The organism is Saccharothrix texasensis, from assembly GCF_003752005.1.
GTDB classification, from domain to species: Bacteria; Actinomycetota; Actinomycetes; order Mycobacteriales; family Pseudonocardiaceae; genus Actinosynnema; species Actinosynnema texasense.
Genome location: NZ_RJKM01000001.1, coordinates 8248162 through 8268238 on the forward strand (window position 1 = coordinate 8248162; position 20077 = coordinate 8268238).

Here is a 20077-nt window from a genome sequence, read left to right on the forward strand (position 1 = left end):
GGGGCCGGGTGGGTGCGTTCACCGCAGTGCCGCCCGCAGGCCGTCCACCCGCGGCCGGACGGGGTCGAGCCCGCCCGCCGCCGCCCGGTGCCCGGCAGGTCCACTTCGGAGCCCCGAACCAGGCCCGCCCGGCAGGACGCCTGGCCCGGCACCACACCTGGCCCACGGGTGGCGCACCGCGCGCTCGCCGGGGACGGTCCGGGCGAGCACGGCCATCCGGGACGTCGCCCCGGTCTGCCCGCGCAGCGCGAAGAACCGGCCACCGCGCCGCCGCACCGCCCCCGCCGACCGGGCGGACCGCACCTCGGCGGTCGAGGGAAGGGATGCGGCCGGGTGGCCCAACCGCAGTGCGGCGAGACAGGCCGGCAGCGCGGACCGGTGGCGGTCGCCCGTGCCCAGGACGACGGTCTTGTCGTTGTGCCGCAACGCTGTTGCGACCTGCTCGGCCGGCTCGGCGCAGCTCGGCGCGCCACCGCCGGGTGGCGGGACGGCAGCCGGGGCCGGCGGCGCGCCGATACCGGCCACCGGGTCCAGCGCGGTCGTCGCCATGCCGCACATTCTGCGGTCCCGACGCGAGCGCGGTCCAGAGCGCCGGTTCGGCGAACGGGTCGCTTGACGGCCGGCACCCGATGGCGTGAAATCTCCTGTCACCGGCCGGGAAGGAGAGCGTGGACGATGACCGCTGAGATCCGCGACTTCCCGAGGCGGCCGCTCACCGCGGTGAAGAGCGACACCGACCGGATCGGCGGGGACTCCGCGCTCGGCCCCGCGCGGCCGGCATGAAGATCGCGCTGCGCGCCGCCGCCAAGGTCGGTGAGGCCAAGGCCGTCACGGACGTGCTCGGTGGCGCCGTGCCGCCGGTGAGCTGGACCAAGGGTGACACCGGACGCCTGCTCGTCGCGCCCGCGCGCATCGTCCGGCCCGACCCGTTCGGCTCCGGCGGCCACCACGTCGGCCCGAACCTCGGGCCCGCCGATGCGTGAGCACCGCGTCACCGTGCCCTTCTCCGGCCCCGGCGCGGGCACCGCGCCCCTGACGTGGGGCCAGAAGGCGATCATGCGCGACATGCGCGCGACCGGCTGGCCGCACAACAACAGCGGCGCGCACCCGCTGCCCGAAGGCGTGACCGTCGCCGACCTGGCGGCCCGGCTGGGCGAGATGATGTGCCGCCACCCCGCGCTGCGGATGAGGATCGGCGTCGGCGACGACGGCGAGCCGTGCCAGGTGGTCGTGCCCTCCGGCGAGATCGACGTCGAGGTGACCGCCTTCGACGACGACGCGGACCCCGCCGAGGTCCGGGGGCACAGCCACAAGGTCTGGTTCGAGTGGATGATGACCCCGTTCGAGGGACACACCCCGTGGCTGGTCCGGCTGGCGGTGCTGGAGCACCGAGGCCGGGCGGCGCACCTGGTGTTCGCGGTCAACCACCTCGTCGCCGACGGCACGGGCACGCTGCTGCTGATGACCGGCCTGGGCGTCGGCGAGCTGGCCGACCGCGAGCTGGACCCCGACGCCATCACCGGGCTGGACCTCGCGCGCCGCGAGCAGACCCCCGAGGTGCGGCGCACCAGCGACGGCGCGATGCGCTACTGGGAGCAACGGCTCCGGGACCTGCCGCGCGCGACGTTCGGCGAGCCGAAGTACCCGGAAGGGCGGCTCGGGCACCGCTACTGGCACGGCCGGTTCAGCTCCCCGGCCGCCCACCTGGCGGTGCTGGCCATCGCCCGACGCACCCGCACCGACACCGCGCGGGTGCTGCTGGCCGTGCTGGCCATCGCGATCGGCCGCGCCACCGGCGTCGACCCGCTCACCACCAACGTCATCGTCAGCAACCGGTTCCGGCCCGGCTTCGCCGACGTGATCGGCACGCTGAGCCAGAACTCGGTGGTGACGCTGGACCTGGGCGGCACGGTGGACGAGGTGGTGGCGCGGACCCGGCACGCGGCGACGGCCGCGTGGATGCGCGCCTACTACGACCCCGACCAGCTCGACCGCCTGGTGGCCCGCCTCGACGCGGAGCGCGGCCACCCGGCCGAGGTCACGTGCCGCATCAGCGACCTGAGGTTCAGCACCCGCCCGGACGCCGAGGAGCTGCTGGCCGACGACGACCCGGTGACCGAGCAGCGGGTGCGGGCCGAACTGCCCCGGACGTCCCTGTCCTGGGACGGCCACCTCGACGCGATGCCCGACCAGCTGTTCATCAGCGTCGAGGACCGCCCCGGCACGGTCCACCTCCAGATGGTGTTCGACATGGCCGTGCTCACCACCGACCAGGTGGAGACGATGCTCCACGCGGTCGAGGAGGTGGCGCTGCGAGCCGCGTTCGACCCGACGGCGCCCGCTATCGGTCCCACGTCACCGGCAGCTCCTGGAAGCTCCTGACCACCAGTCCGGGCTTGAGGCGCAGCTCCGACTCCGGCACGGCCAGGCGGAGGTTCGGCAACCGGCGCAGCAGGCCGCCCAGGGCCTCCTGGAGCTCCATGCGGGCCAGGGAAGCGCCGATGCAGTGGTGCGCGCCGGCGCCGTACCCGATGTGCGGGTTGGGCGAGCGGGTCAGGTCGAGCCGGTCGGCGTCCGGGAACACCGACTCGTCGCGGTTGGCCGACACCACGGCGGGCAGCACGACCGAGCCCGCCGGCACCGTGACGCCGCCCAGGTCGACGTCCTCCAGGGCGACCCGGGGCATCAGGATGCCGCTCTCGCCCAGCTGGATGTAGCGGGTCAGCTCCTCCACGGCCACCGCGACGGCGTGCGGGTCGTCGCCGCGCAGGGCCGCGAGCTGGTCGAGGTGGCTGGACAGGACGGTGACGAACAGGTTGATCTGGTTGGTGGTCGACTCGTGGCCGCCGGCGAGCAGCCCGGCGGTGACGGACACCAGTTCCCGCTCGGACAGCGAGTCCTCCCGGTCCCACGCGGCGACCAGGGCGCTCATCAGGTCGTCGCCGGGGTTCGCGCGCCGCTTCTCGATCAGCTCCCCGAACGAGGCCAGCGCGGCGCGCGGCGGGCCCGGGTCGGCCTGCCAGTCGCCGACCAGCGCGTCCGACCACTCCTTGACCCGGCCCTGGTCCTCGTCGGCCACGCCGAACAGCCCGCTGATCACCGCGATGGGCAGCGGCGCGGACACGTGCGCGCTCAGGTCCGCGCCGGGGCCGGCCTCTTCGAGGCGGTCGACCATGCCGTCCACGAGCCCGGCCACCGTCGCGCGCAGGTCCTCCACGCGGCGCGCGGTGAACGCGCTGCCGACCACGCGGCGGACCTTGGTGTGCAGGGGCGGGTCCATGCCCAGCAGCGAGTCGTCGGCCAGCGACCCCAGCTCCCACTCCGGACCCTTCGGCCCCGTGGCCGCGGCGCGGCTGAACCGGGGGTCGCTGAAGACCGTGCGGACGTCCGCGTGCCGGGTCGCGAGGTAGGCGGGGGAGCCGTCGGGCAGCTCCACCTCCGGCACCGGGTCCTCGGCGCGCAGGCGCGCGTACTCCGGCGACGGGTGGTGCAGCGACGGCGCGGGCGGGAGCGGGAAGCGGATCACGGGTGGCCTCCTTCGGCGTAGGCGACGAGCCGGTCGACCACCTGGGCGGGGGTGGGCATGGCGTGGATGCGGTCGCGCAGCTGCTCGGCGGCCTCGCGCCACGGCCCGCCGTCCAGCAGCGCGGCGACGCTGTCGCGCACCGACCCGGCATCGGGCTCCTCCAGCACCAGGCCCGCGCCGGACAGCAGCAGGCGTTCGGCGTTGAAGTGCTCGTCGCCGACCTGCGGCAGGACCAGTTGCGGCACGCCGTGGACGAGGGCGGTCATCATCGTGCCCGCGCCGCCGTGCTGGACGAACGCCGCGCTGCCGGGCAGCGCCAGGCGCAGCGCGAGGGGCGCGTCGGCCACCCGCACGGTGTCGGGCATCGGGGGCAGCGCGTCGCGGTGGGCCTTGGCCACGGCGACGACCACGTCCGCGCCCAGGTCCGCCACGGCGCGGATGACGTCGGCGAGGTCGGCCCGCTCGGACAGCCCCGGCCCGGCGACCGTGCCGGCGGTGACGCACACGCGCGGCCGGCTCGGCGGTTCGCGCAGCCACGGTGGGAGGACGTGCGTGCCGTTGTAGGGCAGGTAGCGCATCGGCAGGCTCGGCACGGGCAGCGGCACCTGGAGCGGCGCGGGCACCGGGTCGATCATCAGGCCACCCGCCACGCGCACGTCCGACGACGTGATCCCGAAGCGTCGTGCCATCGGACCGAAGACGCCCTCGTGGTCCCACGCCAGCGTGGAACCGTGGTCGGGTCCCCACAGGACCTGCGCGCCGGGCACGTCCAGCACCGCCGCCGCCACGGCCGCGGCGAGGTTGAACGGCTCCCACAGGACCAGGTCCGGCCGGAAGGACCGTCCGAACGCGACCAGGTCGTCCACCCAGGACTCGGCCATGTGGACCACACCGCCGTCCGGGGTGATCGCCGGACCGTCCGGATCGGGCGTGCCGTCACCGGTGCTGCCACCGACCTTGCCGATCCGGTCGGTGAACACGGCCTCGAAGTCCAGGTGCGGTCCCAGCGGCACGGCGACCAGGCCGGCCTCGTCCACGACCGGCGCGAGCCCCGGCTGGGTGGCCACCAGCACCTCGTGCCCGGCGGCCTGCAAGGCCCACGCCACCGGCACCAGGCAGTAGAAGTGCGAACGCCAGCCCCACGTCGAGATCAGAATGCGCACCCGGCATGGTAACCCGGTGCGGGGGGTGTGCGGAATCCGTTGACGCAGAAGGGGTTCGGGCGCAGTGTTAACCACCGTGGCCGTCGCACCCGAACCGCGCCAGTACCCCTTCGAGCCGTTCACCGGCGAGTTGTCGCCGGAACTGGTCGGCATGGTCGAGACCGACCCGGTGAGCCGGGTGCTGCTGCCCGACGGGGAGCCCGCCTGGCTCGTGCTGGACTACGCCGGGTGCGTCAAGGTGCTGGCCGACCCCCGGTTCAGCCGGGTGCTCCACCGGCCGCCGCCGGGGCACCCGCCGCTGCGCGACCTCAACCAGGACGGCGCGGCGCACGCGGCGGTGCGCCGGGTGGGCAGCCGCGCGTTCGGCGGTCGCCGGATGGCGCACTACCGGCCGCGCGTGCAGGCACTGGTGGACGAGCTGGTGGACGCGATGATCGCCGGCCCGCGGCCCGCCGACCTGGTCAGCGGCCTCGTCGCGCCCCTGCCGCTGCTGGTGATCTGCGAGGTGATCGGCGTCCCGGCCACCGACCGCGAGCGGTTCCACGGCTGGCTCGCGGGCCTGAACTCGGTGGTGGACTACAACTCCGCGGAGGCCGCGAAGTCGCTGTGGGTCTACCTGGCGGGGCAGTTGGCCGCCAAGCGGGTGGAGCCCGGCGACGACCTGCTGTCGGTGTGGCTGGAGGGCGGCGACGACCACGGCCTGTCCGACGAGGAGATCATCCTGCTGGCCATGGGGTTGCTGCGCGGCGGCCTCGAGGTCGGCTCGACGGCCGCGGGCGTCCGGGTGCTGTTCCAGCACCCGGAGCAGCTGGCGGACCTGGTGCGGTCACCGGAGAAGATCCCCGCCGCGGTGGACGAGATCCTGCGGTACACCGCGGTCAGCAGCATGTTCCGCGTGCAGGTCGTCACCGAGGACGTGACCGTCGGTGACGTCGCGATGAGCGCCGGGGACCGCGTCATGGCCGTGCCGTGGGTGGCCAACCGCGATCCCCGGGTCTTCAGCGACCCCAACGTGTTCGACATCGACCGGGTGCCCCGCACGGCGCACCTGGCCTTCGGGTTCGGGCCGCACTTCTGCCTCGGCACGGCCCTGGCCCGGATGGAGGTCGAGCTGTCCATCGCGACGCTGCTGCGCCGGTTGCCGGGGCTCGCGCCCGCGGTCGCGGTCGAGGAGCTGCCGTGGCGCCACGACCGGATCAACGGGGGCATCGTGGAGTTCCCGGTGGTGTGGCGCGAGGATCAGTAGTCCTCCACCGCGTTGACCCGGTCGGGCCAGTACCGCTCGCCCGGCGCGGGCTCGTAGTGCTCCCAGCGCGGCGGGTTGCCCGTCGGCACGTCACCCAGCACCGTGATGCGCTGACCCCGGCGGCGCTCGCGGTAGTCGTTGACGGCGTAGTGCTGCGTCACCCGGTTGTCCCACATCGCCACGTCACCGGGCTGCCAGCGGAAGCGGCAGGTGAACTGGGGACCTTCGGAGAACCGGAACAGGTACTCCAGCAGGGCGTCGCTCTCGTTGCGCGACAACTGGGGGATGTGCGAGGTGAACAGGCGGTTGACGTAGAGCGATCGACGGCCGGTGTCCGGGTGCACGCGCACCACCGGGTGCTCGGCGCGGCTGGAGAACTCGGTGCCCACGCGGATGGTGTGGATCGCGGTCAGGCCGTCCACCAGGTCGCGCAGCGGGGCCGACAGCGACTCGTACACCAGGCACTGGTTGGTCCACATGGTGTCGCCGCCGTTGGGCGGCAGGTCGATCAGGTGCAGCACCGACGCGATCGGCGGGCTCTCGTGGAAGGTCATGTCCGTGTGCCACACGTCGACCTTCGCGCCTTCCTCCGAGTCGATGACGACGATCTCCGGGTGGCTCTCCAGGCGCGGCAGGTACGGGTGCAGCTCGACCTCGCCGAAGCGCCGCCCGAAGTCGATGTGCGCCTGCGGCGTCAGGTTCTCCTGACCGCGCAGGAACACCACCTGGTGCCGCAGCAGCCGGTCGCGGATCAGGTCGAACTGGTCGTCGGTCAACGTGTTCAGGTCGATGCCGCTGATCTCCGCGCCGAGGGCGCCGGACACCAGCCGGATTTCCGGGGCGGTCACACTCGTCATCGGGCCATTCTGTGCCACGAAGGGGCATTGGTCCACGGGTTGACTGCGGTGGTGCGGTTCGGGACGCTGCGCCGATGGCGCCCGAGAACGCAGGGGAGCGCTTGGACGCGCTCACCGACCTGGTCACCCCGATGGCCGTGCGCACGGCGGTCACGCTCCGCGTGCCCGACCTGATCGCGGCGGGCACCACCGACCTGACCGCGCTGGCGCAGCGCTGCGGCGCCGATCGGGACGCGCTGGGCCGGTTGTTGCGCCACTTGGCCCACCGCGACGTGTTCGCGGAGGTCTCACCGGACGTGTTCGCGTTGACCGGACTGGGCGAACTGCTCCGCGACCGCGGCGACACCGGCTACGGCACGAGGTTCGACCTGGACGCCTTCCCGGCCCGGATGGACCTGGCCGCGCTCGGCCTGCCGCACGCGGTGCGCACGGGCGAGCCGGGCTACGCGTCGGTGCACGGCCGCGACTTCTGGTCCGACCTGGACGCGACCCCGCAGTACCGCGCGCACTTCGACCGGCTGATGGCCGGTCTCCAGGCGTCGACCGCGCCGCAGGTGGCCGAGCTCTACCCGTGGCCGGAGGTGGGTCTGGTGGCCGACGTCGGCGGCGGGTCCGGCGCGCTGCTGGCCGAGCTGCTGGCCGCGCACGGGCACCTGCGCGGGATGCTGGTGGACCGGGCCGAGCCGGTGGCCACCGCGGCGGCGCGGTTCGCCGGGACCGGCCTGGGCGAGCGGGTGGAGGCGGTCGAGGGCGACTTCTTCCAGCCCTTGCCCGCGGGCGCGGACGTCTACGTCGTCTCGCGCGTGCTGACCGACTGGAACGACGCCTCCGCCGCGACGATCCTGCGCCGTTGCGCCGAAGCGGCCGGCCCGGACGGACGAGTGCTCGTGGTCGAGGTGCTGCCCACCGAGCCGCACGTGCCGCACCTGTCGCCGTTCGACCTCCGGATGCTGGTGGAGGTGGGCGGCCGGGAGCGGGACCGCGCGGCGCACGACGCGCTCGCCGCGTCGGTCGGCCTGGCGCCGGCGCGGACGTTCGCGGGCTCGGATGGCCTGGCGCTCATGGAGTTCCGGGCGGCGTTGCGCTGATCGCCCTCTTGCCGCGCGATTCTCCGCGCCTTACCGTCACGCTGAGCGTCAAACCTGTCGCCTGTCGAAGGGCGGACGCGCATGACCGTTTCCGACTCACCGCAGCATCGGACTTTCCTCGACGGTCTGGCCCACAGCGAGTCGGGACGGCTCCTCCAGGAGGAGCTGCGCCGCCGTTGGCCGGAGACGACCGACGAGCTGGCCTCGATGGCGCGGTTCGCCCTGGTGCCGGCCGGGAAGCTGCTGCGCCCGCTGATGGCGCTGCACACCGCGCAGGCCGTCGGCGGCGACCCGCAGCGCGTCACCGCGGCCGTGCTCGCGCTGGAGTACGTCCACACCGCGACCCTCGTGCACGACGACATCATCGACGGCGACGACCTGCGCCGAGGCCGGCCCTCGGTGCACGCCGCCTACGGAGTCCCGAACGCGATCGTCGCGGGTGACGGCCTGATCTTCAGCGCCTTCGAGTCGCTTGTGGACGAGCCGTGGCCGGCCTCGCCGGCGCGCGTGGTGGCGGCGGTCGGCGAGCTGGCCGAGGTCGGCCGCGAGCTGTGCCGCGGCCAGGTGCTGGAGTCGCGCCTCGTCGGCGACCCGGAGGAGGGCGCGCGCTGGTACGAGGAGATGGTGCGCCTCAAGACCGGCGCGCTGTTCCGGGCCGCCTGCTACATCGGGGCGACGCTGGGCGGCGCGGGCGCGGACACCGGCACGATGATGGCCTCCTACGGCGAGAACGTCGGCATCGCCTTCCAGATCCGCGACGACCTGCTGGCCTTCGTCGCCACGCCCGAGCAGACCGGCAAACCCGGCGACAGCGACCTGCTCAACGGACGGCCCACCCTGCCGGTGCTGCTGGCCTACGAGGCGGCCGACGAGGCCGATCGGCGCGAGCTGCGGGACGTTCTGGGGCGCCGTGCCGCCCAGGAGGGCGACGTGCGGTGGGTCCGTGACCTGGTGGCCGCCTCCGGCGCGGTGGAGAGCGCGCACCGGCGGATGGTGTCCCACGTGGAGCTGGCGCTGGCCGGGCTGGCGGGGCTGCCGCCGTCGCCGCACGCGACCGCGCTGGCCGACATCGCGCGCTGGACCACGAGCGGCGCGCGGTGATCGCGGCGCCGGACGGCCGGGGGTGAGGGCGTGGGCTTCGGCGCGGCGGTCCGGGCGCACGTGGAGACGTGGCGCCCCTACACGCTCTGGTACGTCGGGCTGGTCGGGCTCGGCGGCGCGGTCCTGGCCGGCGCGGCCGGGCACCCGTGGCGGCTGCTCGCGGCGTGGGCCGCGCCCACCGCGGGCTGGCTGGGCGGGCACTACCTGGGCGACTACTTCGACCGGCGCCTGGACGCCATCGGCAAACCCCACCGACCGATCCCTTCGGGACGGTTGAGCCCGCGCGTCGCCCGGACGTGCGGTGTGCTGTGCATGCTGGTGGTGGCGGTGATCGCGGTGCTGGGCGGGTGGCCGACGTTGCTGGCCGCCGTGCTCGGCGTGTTCGGGATCGTCGCCTACAGCCGGTGGGCCAAGGCGCGCGGCATCGCGGGCAACCTGGTGCGCGGCGCGCTCGGCGCGATCGCTTTGGTGTACGGGGTGTGCGTGGCCGGGACGTGGCCGTCGTCGGGGATCGCCGCGGTGGTCGCGCTGGCGGCGGTGTTCTGGCTGCACGACACGACGTCCAACCTGGTCGGCGCGCTGCGCGACGTGGAGGGCGACCGGGCGGGCGGCTACGGCACGCTGCCGGTGCGCCGCGGCATGCCGTTCGCGGTGTGGACGGTCCTCGCGCTGTACCTGGCGGTGATCGGCGTGGCGGTGGCGGGCGGGCTGCTGTCCGCGATCGGCGACCGGGCGGCGTACCTGGTGACGCTGGCCGTCGTGGCCGCGCTGGGCGTGCTCGCGCTGGCGCCCCTGGTCCGGCGGCGCGCGGACGTGCCGGTGGTCGTCGCGCTGCGGAGCCACGAAGTGCTGGTGCTCGAACGGCTCGTGCTCGCCTCGGCGGTCGTGGGCCTCGGCCTGGGCGTCGGCTGGCAACTGGGGCTGGCCCTGCCGCTGGCCGCGCTGACATGGTGGACGCAGTCGGCGATGCGGAGCAGGCACGAGCTGGGCACGTCCCGGCCGTCCGGGGTCCGTTCGCGCCGTCTGATCCCGTTGGAGGACAAGACATGACAGCCGGGTCGCAGGTCGACGTCGCGAAGGCCGTGGAGCGCGGCGCGGAGGCGCTGCTGGCCCGGCAGCGCCCGGACGGCGCGTTCACCGACGACCCGCCCGCCTCCGTGCTGGGCACGGCGGGCACGATCACGGCGCTGCACGCCGCCGACCCGGTCGCCCACGCCGACCTGGTCGCGGGCGGCGCGGCGTGGCTGCGCGACCGGCAGCACGGTGACGGCGGCTGGGGCGGGGTGGACGGCGCGCCCACCGAGGCCGTGCCCACGGCCATCGCCACCGCCGCCCTGCGCATCGTCTCCCCGGAGCGCAGCGCGACGGCCGTGACCGCCGGGCGCGCCGCGCTGGCCGCGCTGGGCGGCGTGGACGCGGTGACCGACCGCGCGGTGGCGCTGATGTGCCGGCAATTCCTGACCCTGGCCGGGTTGACCGCGGAGGCGGGGCCGCTGCGGCGGCTGCCGCTGGAGATCGTGCTGGCCGACAAGCTGCGCCGGCGGCTGATCTCGTTCCGGACCGCGCCGTTCGTCGGCCTGGCGCTGGCGCAGGACGACCTGCTGCCCGCGGGCCCGGTGCGCCGGTTCACCCTGCGGCTGGCCCGTCCGGCGGCGCTGCGACTGGTCCGGGCGGTGTACGAGCACGAGGGCCGCACCGGGGCGCTCAGCGAGGACCCTTGGCCCGCCGCCCTGGTCCTGCTCGGTCTGGCCCGCTCCGGCGAGGCGCCCGACATCGCCGCCGCCATCGCGGGCTGGCTGCGCGCCGCGGTCCGGCCCGAGGGCGCGTGGGACGCGGTGGCCAACCTCGACCTGACCCGCACCGGCTACGCCACCACCGGCCTGGTCGCCGCCGGGTACGCCGACGACCCCCGGCTGCGCGCGACCCGCGACTTCCTGCACGCCGCCCGCACCACCGAGCCGTTCACCGTCCTGGACGTCCCGGCGGGCGGCTGGAGCTTCTCCACCCGGCGCGGCTGGCCCGTGACGCTGGAGTCGGCCGAGATCCTCAGCGCGCTGGCCGGGCTGCCCGGCGCCGCCGAGGACGACCGGCTGCGCGGCGGGCTGGAGTGGCTGACCGGGCGGCAGGACACGCGCGGCTCGTGGAGCCTGTGGGTGCGCGACACCAAGCTCGCCAACGACGGGCCGTGCCCGGCGATCACCAGCCAGGCCGTGCAGGCCCTGCTGGACGCCGGTCGCCCCGCCGACGACCCGGCCGTGGCCTCCGCCGCCGCGTGGCTGCTCACCTCGCAGAACCCGGACGGCACGTTCGAGAACCTGTGGTACCGCGACCACACGTCCGGGACCGCCGTCGTGGTCGCCGCGCTGGCGCGGGCCGGGCACGGCGGGCACGAGGTCGTGCGCAAGGCGGTGGCCTGGCTGCTGCGCACCCAGCTGCCCGACGGCTCCTGGGGTCCGGGTGACGGGACCGAGGGCTCGGTCGAGGAGACCTCCTGGGCGGTCCAGGCGCTGCTGGCGGCGGGGACCGGCGCGGACGCGGTGGAGCGGGGCGCGGCCTGGCTGGTGGCCGCCGCCGGACCCGACGGCGGGTGGGAGCCGACGCGGGTGTGCAACTACATCCGCCACCACGTGCGCTACGCCAACGGCGTGATCACGCAGGCCGTGGCGCTCAAGGCGCTGGGCGAGTACCGGGCCGCCGTCCGATGACGCTCCCGGGGACCGTCGACGTCGTCGTGTCCGGGGCGGGCGCGGGCGGGCTGGCCGCCGCGCGGGCGCTGGGCGCGACCGGCCTGCGGGTGCTGGTGCTGGACCGCAGGCGCACCCCCGCGCCGACCGCCAAGGGCGAGATCCTCCAGCCCGGCGCGGTGCGCGTGCTGGCCGACTGGGGCGCGTTGGACGACCTGAGGGCCGCCGACGCGCGCCCGGTCGACCGGCTGGCCATCCGCGACGGCGACGGCGCCGCGCTGCTCACCGTCGAGTACGGCGCCCTGCCCGGCCCGCACCGGCAGGTGCTGTGCGCGGCCTACGAGGACCTGTGCGCGGCGATCAGCCGCTCGCTGCCCGACACCGTGGAGGTCGTGCGCGGCGTGCGCGTCAGCGGGGTGCTGCGCGAGGGCGGCCGGATCGCGGGCGTCGCGGTCGACGGCGGCGAGGTCCGCGCGCGGTTGGTCGTGGCGGCCGACGGCATGTCCTCGGCGCTGCGCAAGGACGCCGGGATCACCGTCGACCGGGACGAGTACCCGCACCGGCTGCTGGCCTTCGACGTGGCCGACGCGGACGTGCCCGGCGAGGTGACCGCCTACCGCACCGCGCGCGGACTGCGCCTGGTCTACCCGCTGCCCGGCCGCCGCTGCCGGCTCTACGTCCAGGTCGCGCCGGACGAGTTCCGCGCCACCGGGCTGGCCGGGCTGGGCCGCTGGGTCGACGGCGTGCTCGCCGAGGTGCCCGCGCTCGCGCCGCTGGCGCCCGCGCTGGCGGCGAGCCTGCACCGCCGCCAGCTGTTCGGCGTGTCCCGGCTGCGCGCGGGACGGCTGGCCGTGCCCGGCCTGGCGCTGGTCGGCGAGGCCGCGCACGCCGTGCACCCGATGGCGGCCCAGGGCGTCAACAGCTCGCTGGCCGATGCCGAAGCGCTGGCCGGGGCGCTGGCCGCGCGGTCCGTCGTGGACGGTGCTGCGGCGGTGGACGAAGCGCTGGCGGCCTACGAGGAGGCCCGGCGGCCCAGCCTGGACCACATCGCGAAGGTCAGCCACAACGCCGCCCGCATGATCACCGCGCTGTCCGGCGCGCCCCGGCTGCTGGGCGCGCGGATGATGCGCCGCACCGCGGCCAACCCCCGGCTGCTGCGGCGCACCGCGGGCAACATGTCCGGCACGGACGTCCGGCCGCTGACGTTCGTCGACCGGCTCTACCAGCTGGGCGTGCTCGCCGACCGGCGTGCCCACGACCCGCACGCGGCCGACCCGAGGGGAAGCGAGGTCCGATGACCGCCGTCGACGCCGACCGGCTGCACGACCTGTCCATGAACGAGACGCCCTACCCGCCGCTGCCCGCGCTGCGGCAGGTGGTCGCCGAAGGCGCGGCGCTGCTCAACCGCTACCCCGACCGGCTGGCCGGGGCGCTCACCGCCGGGCTGGCCCGGCACCTGGGCGTCGCACCGGAGGCGGTGCTCGTCGGACCGGGCTCGGCCGGGCTGTTGCAGCACCTGGTGCAGTCGTTCGGGCCGGCGCCGGAGGTCGTGCACGCGGCGCTGTCGTTCGAGGGCTACCCCCTGATCGTCGCCAACGCGGGCGCCAAGAGCGTGCCCGTGCCCGTGGACGGCTACCGGCACGACCTGCGCGCTATGGCCGACGCGGTCACCGACGCCACCCGGTGCGTGCTGATCTGCAACCCCAACAACCCCACCGGCTCCGCGCTGGGCCGCGCCGAGCTGGCGGAGTTCCTCGGCCGCGTGCCGGCCGACGTGCCCGTGGTGGTCGACGAGGCCTACCGGCACTTCGTCACCGACCCGGACTTCCCCGACGCGCTGGACCTGCGCCGCGACCACCCGAACGTGTGCGTGGTGCGGACCTTCTCCAAGGCCTACGGCCTGGCCGCGCTGCGCGTCGGCTACGCGGTGCTGCCCCCGGACCGGGTGATGGCCGCGCGGATGACCGGCATGATGTTCTTCCCCAACTCCCTGGGCCAGGCCGCGGCGCTGCGCGCGCTCGACCCGGACGTCACCGAGGAGCTGTCGCGGCGGTGCGCCGACGTGGCCGAGCAGCGCGCCCGGCTGGTCGCCGGGCTGCGCGACGCCGGGCACACCGCGCCCGACAGCGAAGCCAACTTCGTGTGGCTGCCGCTGGGGGAGGACAGCGCCGCGTTCACCGCCGACGCCAAGGCCGCGGGCATCCTGGTGGCGTGCCTGGACGGTCGGGGTGTGCGGGTCACCGTCGGCACGGCCGAGGCCAACGACCGGTTCCTGGCCTTCGCGCGCTCGCGGAGGTGAGCGCCGCGCCGGGTCCCGGCGCGGCGCGCGTCCCTACCAGCCCGCCTTGATGGTGGACACGATGTGCCCGCGCTCGTCCTCGGTCAGCCACCAGCCGACCGGGATGGACACCATCCGCGTGCTCACGCTGTCCAGACCGGGCAGCAGCGCGGCGTACTCGCGCACCGTCGTGTAGACGTCGTTGCGCTCGTGCACCTGGCTGGCCATGATGCCCGCCTCCTCCATGCGCCGCATGAACCCGTCGCGGTCGTCGACCTTGATCGTGTAGATCCAGAACGACGACTCGCGGTCGGGCGCGCGTTCGGTCAGCTCCAGGCCCGGCACGTCGGCCAGCTCCGCGTCGAAGTGCGCGGCGTTGCGGCGGTGCTTGGCCAGGACCTCGTCCACGTGGTCCAGGTTGGCCAGGCCGATGCTGGCGTTGATGTCGTTCATGTGGAACTTGAAGCCGAACTCGGGGATGTCGTTGAGGAACGAGAACCGCGCGGTGGTCTCGCGGTCGATGCCGTACCACCGCAGCAGCCGCGCCCGGCGGGCCAGCTCCTTGTCCGGCAGCACGACCAGGCCGCCGTCACCGGCGGTCAGGTGCTTGATGGCCTGGAAGCTGAACACCGAGATGTTGCCGTGGTTGCCCAGCTGCTTGCCCTCGAACGTGGCGCCCCAGGCGTGCGCGCAGTCCTCGATCACCACGGGGCGCACGCCGTGCACCTTCTCCGCCTGGTCCAGCACCTCGGCCAGCCGCCGCAGGTCCACCGGGTAGCCCGCCCAGTGCACCACGATGATCGCCTTCGTCCGCGGGGTGATCTTGCGGGCCAGGTCGTCCAGGTCCATGTTGAGGTTGGCGGGGTCGACGTCCACCCAGCGCAGGCGTAAGCCGTTCGCCAGGATCGGCCAGTTGGTGGCGCTGCACGTCATCGGCGTGGTCAGCACTTCACCGCCCTCGCCGCCGACACCGCCGGTGACCAGGTGCAGGGCCAGGTGCAGCCCCGAGGTGGCGCTGTTGACGGTGGCGAGCTTCGGGTTGCCGATCCGGGTGGCCAGGGCGGCCTCGAACTCGTCCACCTTGGCGCCCTGCCCGATGAAGCCGCTGGTCAGGACCTTCTCGACGAGGGCCGGCGCGGTGCCGGACATCGCGACCTTGAACAGGGGGATCATGCGTGCTCCTTCGTCGTGCGGCCGGTTTCCGGTCAGCGCGCGCCTCGGTCCCGACCAGGCGGAGGTGGCGCGGTCCGCGGTCGTGCCCGCCGGCCACCACCGACCCGCCCGGCCCGGCGAGCCCGTCGACCGGCCGCCACCACCCGACGGTGAGCGGCTGACCGGTGCGCGCGGTCGGGAGCCCCGGGCCACGGCGCGCGCCGGGCGAACGACAGCGCCGGGTCGTGGCTGAACCCGCCCAGCCCGTCGAACCGCCGGACCCGGATGTCGGTCGACCCCAGCGGTTCTGCGAGGACTTCGAGGGGAACGCGGACAGCCGGCGTCTGCACCGACACCGCGTCGAGCGCGGTCACAGTCGGGATCACACCACGCGTCCTGTCGAACGTCAATGTGCCCGGTCATCGTCGGGCGCCACGGTTCCTGCTCGTCGTGCTGCCGCCGCGAGGCCATCCACAGTGGACAACACGGTGCGGTGCGGCCGGGAGGGCACGCTGCTGCGCGCACTGGTCGGTCCGGACGCGGACCTCGTGGCCGCCGGGCGGCCCCCGCCGGCAGGGGACTTGCCGCCACGCGGGCTGCGGAGACCCGAACCGCCGCCGGTGGACCTGGTCGGGATCGCCCGCGACCGGGCCGCGCCACCCACCCCGCCGCGCCACCTGTGGCCGCCTGCTCCGGATGGCGCGCGGACACCCGGTCGCGGCGGAGCGCCGAAGCCGATGACTCCCCGCGGCGGTGCGCCGACGCGTCCGAAAGCGTGATTGTCGTTGCACCGCAGCTAACCTAGCCTCAGCGGATGAGCACCCGCCCAACGCTGTCGGCGCGCGACCCCGTCGCGCCGGACCGGGCCGTCGGCGAGGAGCGGGACCTGGTCATCGAGGCGAGCGGCCTGCGCAAGACCTACCGCAAGCGCGGGCGCAAGGCCAAAGCCGTGGAAGCGGTGCGGGACGTGCACTTCGCGGTGCGCCGGGGCGAGATCTTCGGGTTCCTCGGGCCGAACGGCGCGGGCAAGTCGACCACGCTGCGGATGCTGGCCACCCTGGTCCGCCCGGACGGCGGCAGCGCCCGCATCGGCGGCGTGGACCTGGTGCGCTCGCCCGCGCGCGTCCGCGACGTGATCGGGTTCGTCGCGCAGTCCAGCGGCACCTACGACGACGCCTCGGCGCGGCAGGAACTCGTCGCCCAAGCCCGGATGCACGGCCGGCGCAAGGCCGAGGCCGAGCAGCTGGCCGCCGCCGCGATCACGACGTTCGACCTGGAGGAGTTCGCCGACCGCCGCGTCCGCACCTACTCCGGCGGGCAGCGCCGGCGGCTCGACTTCGCGCTGGGGGTGATCCACCAGCCGTCGGTGATGTTCCTCGACGAGCCCACCGCGGGCCTGGACCCGCCCAGCCGGGCGCGCATGTGGCGGGAGGTGCGGCGGTTGCGCGACAACGGCATGACCGTCTTCCTCACCACCCACTACCTCGACGAGGCCGACTCGTTGTGCGACCGCATCTCCATCATCGACCGGGGCCTGATCGTCGCCGAGGGCACGCCCTCGGACCTCAAGCGGGAGATCTCCGGCGACGTCGTCACGGTCGGTTTGGCGGCCCCCGACGAGGCGGGGCAGCTCGACGCCGACAAGCTGCGCCGTGCCGCCGACGTGCTGGCCCCGCAGCGCTACGTGCGCGGTGTGGAAGCGGTCGACACGACCCTGCGCCTGTACGTGGACGGCGCGGCCACCGCCATCCCCCTCATCACGGCCGCGCTGCTGCGCGCCGGGATCGAGCCGAACGCCGTCGAGGCCCGCAGGCCCAGCCTGGACGACGTGTTCCTGGCCAAGACCGGCCGCACCCTGGACGACTGAAGGACGGCCGGCGTGAAAGTGCTCCGCGACACCTGGCTGATCTTCACCTTCGAGACCAGGATCATGGCGCGCAACCCCACCGTGGTCGCGCTGACACTGGCCCAGCCGATCACGTTCCTGGTGCTGTTCGCGCCCTTCCTCAAGGTCGCGATGGCGGGCCGCGGCGTGGAGAGCTACGGCGACGCCTACGCCGTCTACGTGCCCGGCCTGTTCGTCGCGATGGGCCTGCTCGGCGGCCTGTACGCGGGCTACGGCCTGCTCAGCTCGTTGCGCGCGGGCATCATCGACCGCTGCCGGGTCACCCCCCGTCAGCCGCACCGGCCTGCTGCTGGGCCGGGCGCTGATGCACGTGGCGCTGCTGGAGTTCCAGGCGACGGTCATCACCGTCGCGGCCCTGCCGTTCGGGCTGCGCGTGAACCTGCTCGACCTGGTGGTGGCCTACGCCCTGCTGTCGCTGGTGATCCTGCTCAGCATCTGCATCTCCTACGCCATCGCCCTGCTGGTGCGCAACGAGAACAGCCTCGGCGTGCTGATCAACACCGTCGGCCAGCCCGTGTCGCTGCTCGCCGGCGTGCTCATCCCGCTGACCCTCGCGCCGCTGTGGGTGCAGAACGTGGCGCTGTGGAACCCGTTCGCCTGGGCCACCGACGCCCTGCGCGCCCTGTTCACCGGCCACTTCACCGCGCCCGCGGTCTGGCAGGGCGGCGTCGTCATGCTCGTCGCCTGCGCCCTGGCCGTCGGCTGGTCCATCCGCCTGTTCAACCGGGAGGTCTCGTGAGCCCGGCCGAGGTCGCCGCCTGCCCGCGGGCGCGGATCACGCCCTGACCGTGCGGAGCCGGCGCGCGTCCTCGACATCCCGGCAGCCCGCCAGGCGGAGCGCGGTCTCGAACTCCTGCCGGATGACGTCGAGCACCGCGGCGACACCCTGCCGCCCGGCCGCGGCGAGGCCCCACAGCACCGGGCGGCCGAGCAGGACCGCGTCCGCGCCCAGCGCCAGCGCCCGCAGGACGTCGACCCCGGTGCGCACCCCGCTGTCCAGCAGCACCCGGCACCGGCCGCCCACGGCGTCCACCACGTCGGGCAGGGCGTCGAGGGAGGGCACCGCGCCGTCGAGCTGCCGCCCGCCGTGGTTCGAGACCACCAGACCGTCCACACCGGACTCCACGGCCCGGCGGGCGTCCTCGGGGTGCAGGATTCCCTTCAGCACCAGCGGCAGTCGCGTGCGCTCCCTGATCCAGTCCAGGTCGCGCCACTTCAGGGACGGGTCGAAGACGGCGCTGGTGTGCCGGGCCACCGCCGAATCACCGGCTCGGCGCTCGCCGACGTCACCGCCGATGTTGACCGGCCGCACGTCGGGCGGCAGCGCGAACCCGTTGCGCAGGTCCCGGACGCGCCGCCCCATCAGCGGCACGTCGACGGTGAGGACGACGGCGCGGCAGCCCACGCCCTCGGCCCGCCGGAGCAGGTCCGCGACGACCTGGCGGTCCTTGAGCCAGTACAGCTGGAGCCAGTGCGGACCACCGGCCGCCGCCACGTCCTCGATCGGCTCGGCGGAGAGCATGCACAGCACGTTCGGCACACCCGCCGCCGCGGCCGCCCGCGCGACCCCGCTCTCCCCGTCCGGGTGGACCAGGCGCTGGTACGCCATCGGCGCGATGGCCAGCGGCATCGACGACCACGCGCCGAACAGCTCACGGCCGGTGTCGTGCCCGGACACGTCGACCAACGACCTGGGCACCACGGACACCCGGTCGAACGCGGCGCGGTTGGCGGCGAGCGTGACCTCGTCCCCCGCCCCGCCGGAGACGAAGTCCCGGACATCGGGCGCCAGCCGCTCGGCCGCCAAGCGCTCGGCGTCGGCCACCGAGTGGAAGGTCGGTGCGGTCATGACGTCGCGCGGTGGTCGGCGCGCTCGACGTCCGCGCGGCCCGAGTGGCGGGCCGGGGCGCCGGCTCGGAAGGGGGTGGGCAGTCCGCTGTCGCTGTTCATGGGTCCTCACGTGGGTCAGGGTGTGTCCGCATCACCGAGGATGACGGAATCCACCCGGACGGACCCTGGTCGGTGTCACCCAGTGGACGAATTCGGTCGGGATGCCGAAGCCGAACCGGCGACTGACCGACGTCACCCACGACCAGGACGAGGCGATGAGCATGTCCGACCGGGTCGTGGTGATGGACAAGGGCAAGGTGGCGCAGGTGGCGACACCGGGGGAGATCTACGCCCGCCCGGCCAGCGTGTTCGTCGCCGACTTCATCGGCCGGGCGAACTTCATCGAGGTGGTGCCGGGGCGCGTCACCGGAAACCGCGCCACCGTCACGGCGCTGGGTCAGGAGTTGACCGTCGCCGCGCACCCCAAAGTCCTGGCCGGCGCCGATCGCGCGTACCTGATGGTCCGGCCGGAGACGATGGGGCCGGCGGCGGTCACCGACGGCGGAACCGGCATCGGCGTCGTCCTCCGCGTCACGTTCCGGGGGCCGACCACCGACTACGACGTCGAGACGAAGGGGGGCACGATCACGGTCACGGAGTCCGGCCGGGACCCGTCGACGGCGTTGACCGAGGGCACCGCCGTCACCGTGACCGTCGACCCCGCTCGGGCGTACCTGCTGACCCGTGACTGAACCGCCCGGCACTCGGGCGGTCCGGGGTCACTCGGGTTTCGGGGTCGGGGCCCACGCGAGGAGGGTGGCGAAGAGCGAGCCGAGGGCCAGGACGCCCAACATGCCGCCCGCCACCCAGTGCGCCTGGTCGTTGTCGGCCAGCGCGGCGTCGACGACGTGGCCGTCGCGCAGGTCGTAGCGGACCGTCACGTGGTCGCCCGGGTGGCGGGCCGGTCCGTTCTCGGACAGGGTGGCGACCTGCTCGGTGCCGTCCGGGAGGGGGTACTCGACCTTGACCGAGAAGCTCTTGCCGGACCGCAGCCGCTCCACCACGGTCCCCTCGGTGCTCGCCCAGGACCTCTGCTCGGCCGAGGACCGGATCACGAACACCAGTCCGCTGACCGCGCCCACCAGCACGACCCCGGCCACGACCCGGCCCGCCCGCGACTTCAGCGACTTCGCCACCGCACCTCCTCCGCACACCACATCGCCGCACCGCGCCCGAACGTGACACC

Annotated in this window: 18 protein-coding genes and 1 pseudogene; 12 read left to right on the plus strand and 7 right to left on the minus strand. The window is 74.6% G+C overall.

The window, feature by feature from the left end; all coding sequences use genetic code 11:
* Nucleotides 1-18 precede the first annotated feature (18 nt).
* A complete protein-coding gene (locus EDD40_RS37060) occupies nucleotides 19-549 on the minus strand; it encodes a hypothetical protein (RefSeq protein ID WP_123747004.1) in 531 nt (176 codons plus the stop codon).
* Between the two features lie 230 nt (nucleotides 550-779).
* Here EDD40_RS37060 and EDD40_RS37065 point away from each other — a divergent pair, with 230 nt between their 5' ends.
* Both EDD40_RS37065 and EDD40_RS37070 read left to right on the plus strand, forming a co-directional pair.
* A complete protein-coding gene (locus tag EDD40_RS37065) occupies nucleotides 780-983 on the plus strand; it encodes a hypothetical protein (protein ID WP_123747005.1) in 204 nt (67 codons plus the stop codon).
* The gene (locus EDD40_RS37070) at nucleotides 976-2382 is read left to right on the plus strand and encodes a condensation domain-containing protein (protein ID WP_123747006.1); all 1407 of its coding nucleotides are present in this window, start codon (nucleotides 976-978) and stop codon (nucleotides 2380-2382) included. The genes EDD40_RS37065 and EDD40_RS37070 overlap by 8 nt, the downstream gene beginning before the upstream one ends.
* Here the strand turns inward: EDD40_RS37070 and EDD40_RS37075 are convergent.
* Nucleotides 2342-3526: a cytochrome P450 gene (locus EDD40_RS37075; protein ID WP_211348325.1), complete on the minus strand. Its 1185-nt coding sequence runs from the start codon at nucleotides 3524-3526 to the stop codon at nucleotides 2342-2344. The genes EDD40_RS37070 and EDD40_RS37075 overlap by 41 nt on opposite strands.
* Nucleotides 3523-4689: a nucleotide disphospho-sugar-binding domain-containing protein gene (locus EDD40_RS37080; protein WP_170185343.1), complete on the minus strand. Its 1167-nt coding sequence runs from the start codon at nucleotides 4687-4689 to the stop codon at nucleotides 3523-3525. Before EDD40_RS37080 ends, EDD40_RS37075 begins: the two co-directional genes overlap by 4 nt.
* Before the next feature lie 76 nt (nucleotides 4690-4765).
* Between EDD40_RS37080 and EDD40_RS37085 the strand changes: the two genes are divergently transcribed.
* Nucleotides 4766-5935: a cytochrome P450 gene (locus EDD40_RS37085; protein ID WP_211348326.1), complete on the plus strand. Its 1170-nt coding sequence runs from the start codon at nucleotides 4766-4768 to the stop codon at nucleotides 5933-5935.
* On the opposite strand, the gene EDD40_RS37090 is transcribed toward EDD40_RS37085, so the two are convergent.
* Nucleotides 5929-6792 carry a TauD/TfdA dioxygenase family protein gene (locus EDD40_RS37090; protein WP_123747008.1) on the minus strand — a complete coding sequence of 288 codons (864 nt, stop codon included), beginning with the start codon at nucleotides 6790-6792 and terminating at the stop codon, nucleotides 5929-5931. The genes EDD40_RS37085 and EDD40_RS37090 overlap by 7 nt on opposite strands.
* Before the next feature lie 74 nt (nucleotides 6793-6866).
* Between EDD40_RS37090 and EDD40_RS37095 the strand changes: the two genes are divergently transcribed.
* From EDD40_RS37095 to EDD40_RS37120, 6 genes are all read left to right on the plus strand, one after another.
* Nucleotides 6867-7880: a methyltransferase gene (locus EDD40_RS37095; RefSeq protein WP_123747009.1), complete on the plus strand. Its 1014-nt coding sequence runs from the start codon at nucleotides 6867-6869 to the stop codon at nucleotides 7878-7880.
* Between the two features lie 81 nt (nucleotides 7881-7961).
* Nucleotides 7962-8981: a polyprenyl synthetase family protein gene (locus EDD40_RS37100; protein ID WP_123747010.1), complete on the plus strand. Its 1020-nt coding sequence runs from the start codon at nucleotides 7962-7964 to the stop codon at nucleotides 8979-8981.
* 30 nt (nucleotides 8982-9011) lie between these two features.
* Nucleotides 9012-10031, plus strand: coding sequence for a UbiA family prenyltransferase (locus tag EDD40_RS37105; RefSeq protein WP_246038162.1), 1020 nt, complete (start codon nucleotides 9012-9014; stop codon nucleotides 10029-10031).
* Nucleotides 10028-11686 carry a prenyltransferase/squalene oxidase repeat-containing protein gene (locus EDD40_RS37110; protein WP_123747011.1) on the plus strand — a complete coding sequence of 553 codons (1659 nt, stop codon included), beginning with the start codon at nucleotides 10028-10030 and terminating at the stop codon, nucleotides 11684-11686. Before EDD40_RS37105 ends, EDD40_RS37110 begins: the two co-directional genes overlap by 4 nt.
* Nucleotides 11683-12963, plus strand: coding sequence for an FAD-dependent monooxygenase (locus EDD40_RS37115; protein WP_123747012.1), 1281 nt, complete (start codon nucleotides 11683-11685; stop codon nucleotides 12961-12963). Before EDD40_RS37110 ends, EDD40_RS37115 begins: the two co-directional genes overlap by 4 nt.
* On the plus strand, nucleotides 12960-13964 hold the full coding sequence (locus tag EDD40_RS37120) for an aminotransferase class I/II-fold pyridoxal phosphate-dependent enzyme (RefSeq protein ID WP_211348327.1): 1005 nt from the start codon (nucleotides 12960-12962) through the stop codon (nucleotides 13962-13964). The genes EDD40_RS37115 and EDD40_RS37120 overlap by 4 nt, the downstream gene beginning before the upstream one ends.
* Nucleotides 13965-13997: 33 nt before the next feature.
* Here the strand turns inward: EDD40_RS37120 and EDD40_RS37125 are convergent, their stop codons facing one another.
* Nucleotides 13998-15116 carry a DegT/DnrJ/EryC1/StrS family aminotransferase gene (locus EDD40_RS37125; RefSeq protein ID WP_123747013.1) on the minus strand — a complete coding sequence of 373 codons (1119 nt, stop codon included), beginning with the start codon at nucleotides 15114-15116 and terminating at the stop codon, nucleotides 13998-14000.
* 793 nt (nucleotides 15117-15909) lie between these two features.
* On the opposite strand from EDD40_RS37125, the gene EDD40_RS37130 reads away from it, so the two are divergent.
* Nucleotides 15910-16962 carry an ATP-binding cassette domain-containing protein gene (locus EDD40_RS37130; RefSeq protein WP_123747014.1) on the plus strand — a complete coding sequence of 351 codons (1053 nt, stop codon included), beginning with the start codon at nucleotides 15910-15912 and terminating at the stop codon, nucleotides 16960-16962.
* Between the two features lie 316 nt (nucleotides 16963-17278).
* Nucleotides 17279-17740, plus strand: a pseudogene (locus EDD40_RS42910) (ABC transporter permease); the annotation flags it as partial.
* Nucleotides 17741-17776: 36 nt separating this feature from the next.
* Here EDD40_RS42910 and EDD40_RS37140 read toward each other — a convergent pair.
* A complete protein-coding gene (locus EDD40_RS37140; protein ID WP_123747015.1) occupies nucleotides 17777-18850 on the minus strand; it encodes an alpha-hydroxy acid oxidase in 1074 nt (357 codons plus the stop codon).
* A gap of 202 nt (nucleotides 18851-19052) precedes the next feature.
* Here EDD40_RS37140 and EDD40_RS44530 point away from each other — a divergent pair, with 202 nt between their 5' ends.
* Entirely contained in the window at nucleotides 19053-19583 is a 531-nt protein-coding gene (locus tag EDD40_RS44530; protein WP_123747016.1) for a TOBE domain-containing protein, read from the plus strand.
* A gap of 27 nt (nucleotides 19584-19610) precedes the next feature.
* Here the strand turns inward: EDD40_RS44530 and EDD40_RS42170 are convergent, their stop codons facing one another.
* Nucleotides 19611-20027 (minus strand): DUF3592 domain-containing protein, encoded by a 417-nt coding sequence (locus tag EDD40_RS42170; protein ID WP_170185344.1) that lies wholly within the window; start codon nucleotides 20025-20027, stop codon nucleotides 19611-19613.
* Between the last annotated feature and the right edge of the window lie 50 nt (nucleotides 20028-20077).

Excerpts from the sequence above, each read along its gene's own strand:
- EDD40_RS37060 (WP_123747004.1), bottom strand. The coding sequence starts at position 549 with ATGGCGACGACCGCGCTGGACCCGGTGGCCGGTATCGGCGCGCCGCCG.
- EDD40_RS37065 (WP_123747005.1), top strand. The coding sequence starts at position 780 with ATGAAGATCGCGCTGCGCGCCGCCGCCAAGGTCGGTGAGGCCAAGGCC.
- EDD40_RS37070 (WP_123747006.1), top strand. The coding sequence starts at position 976 with ATGCGTGAGCACCGCGTCACCGTGCCCTTCTCCGGCCCCGGCGCGGGC.
- EDD40_RS37090 (WP_123747008.1), bottom strand. The coding sequence starts at position 6,792 with ATGACGAGTGTGACCGCCCCGGAAATCCGGCTGGTGTCCGGCGCCCTC.
- EDD40_RS37095 (WP_123747009.1), top strand. The coding sequence starts at position 6,867 with ATGGCGCCCGAGAACGCAGGGGAGCGCTTGGACGCGCTCACCGACCTG.
- EDD40_RS37100 (WP_123747010.1), top strand. The coding sequence starts at position 7,962 with ATGACCGTTTCCGACTCACCGCAGCATCGGACTTTCCTCGACGGTCTG.
- EDD40_RS37110 (WP_123747011.1), top strand. The coding sequence starts at position 10,028 with ATGACAGCCGGGTCGCAGGTCGACGTCGCGAAGGCCGTGGAGCGCGGC.
- EDD40_RS37115 (WP_123747012.1), top strand. The coding sequence starts at position 11,683 with ATGACGCTCCCGGGGACCGTCGACGTCGTCGTGTCCGGGGCGGGCGCG.
- EDD40_RS37120 (WP_211348327.1), top strand. The coding sequence starts at position 12,960 with ATGACCGCCGTCGACGCCGACCGGCTGCACGACCTGTCCATGAACGAG.
- EDD40_RS37125 (WP_123747013.1), bottom strand. The coding sequence starts at position 15,116 with ATGATCCCCCTGTTCAAGGTCGCGATGTCCGGCACCGCGCCGGCCCTC.
- EDD40_RS37130 (WP_123747014.1), top strand. The coding sequence starts at position 15,910 with ATGAGCACCCGCCCAACGCTGTCGGCGCGCGACCCCGTCGCGCCGGAC.
- EDD40_RS37140 (WP_123747015.1), bottom strand. The coding sequence starts at position 18,850 with ATGACCGCACCGACCTTCCACTCGGTGGCCGACGCCGAGCGCTTGGCG.
- EDD40_RS44530 (WP_123747016.1), top strand. The coding sequence starts at position 19,053 with ATGCCGAAGCCGAACCGGCGACTGACCGACGTCACCCACGACCAGGAC.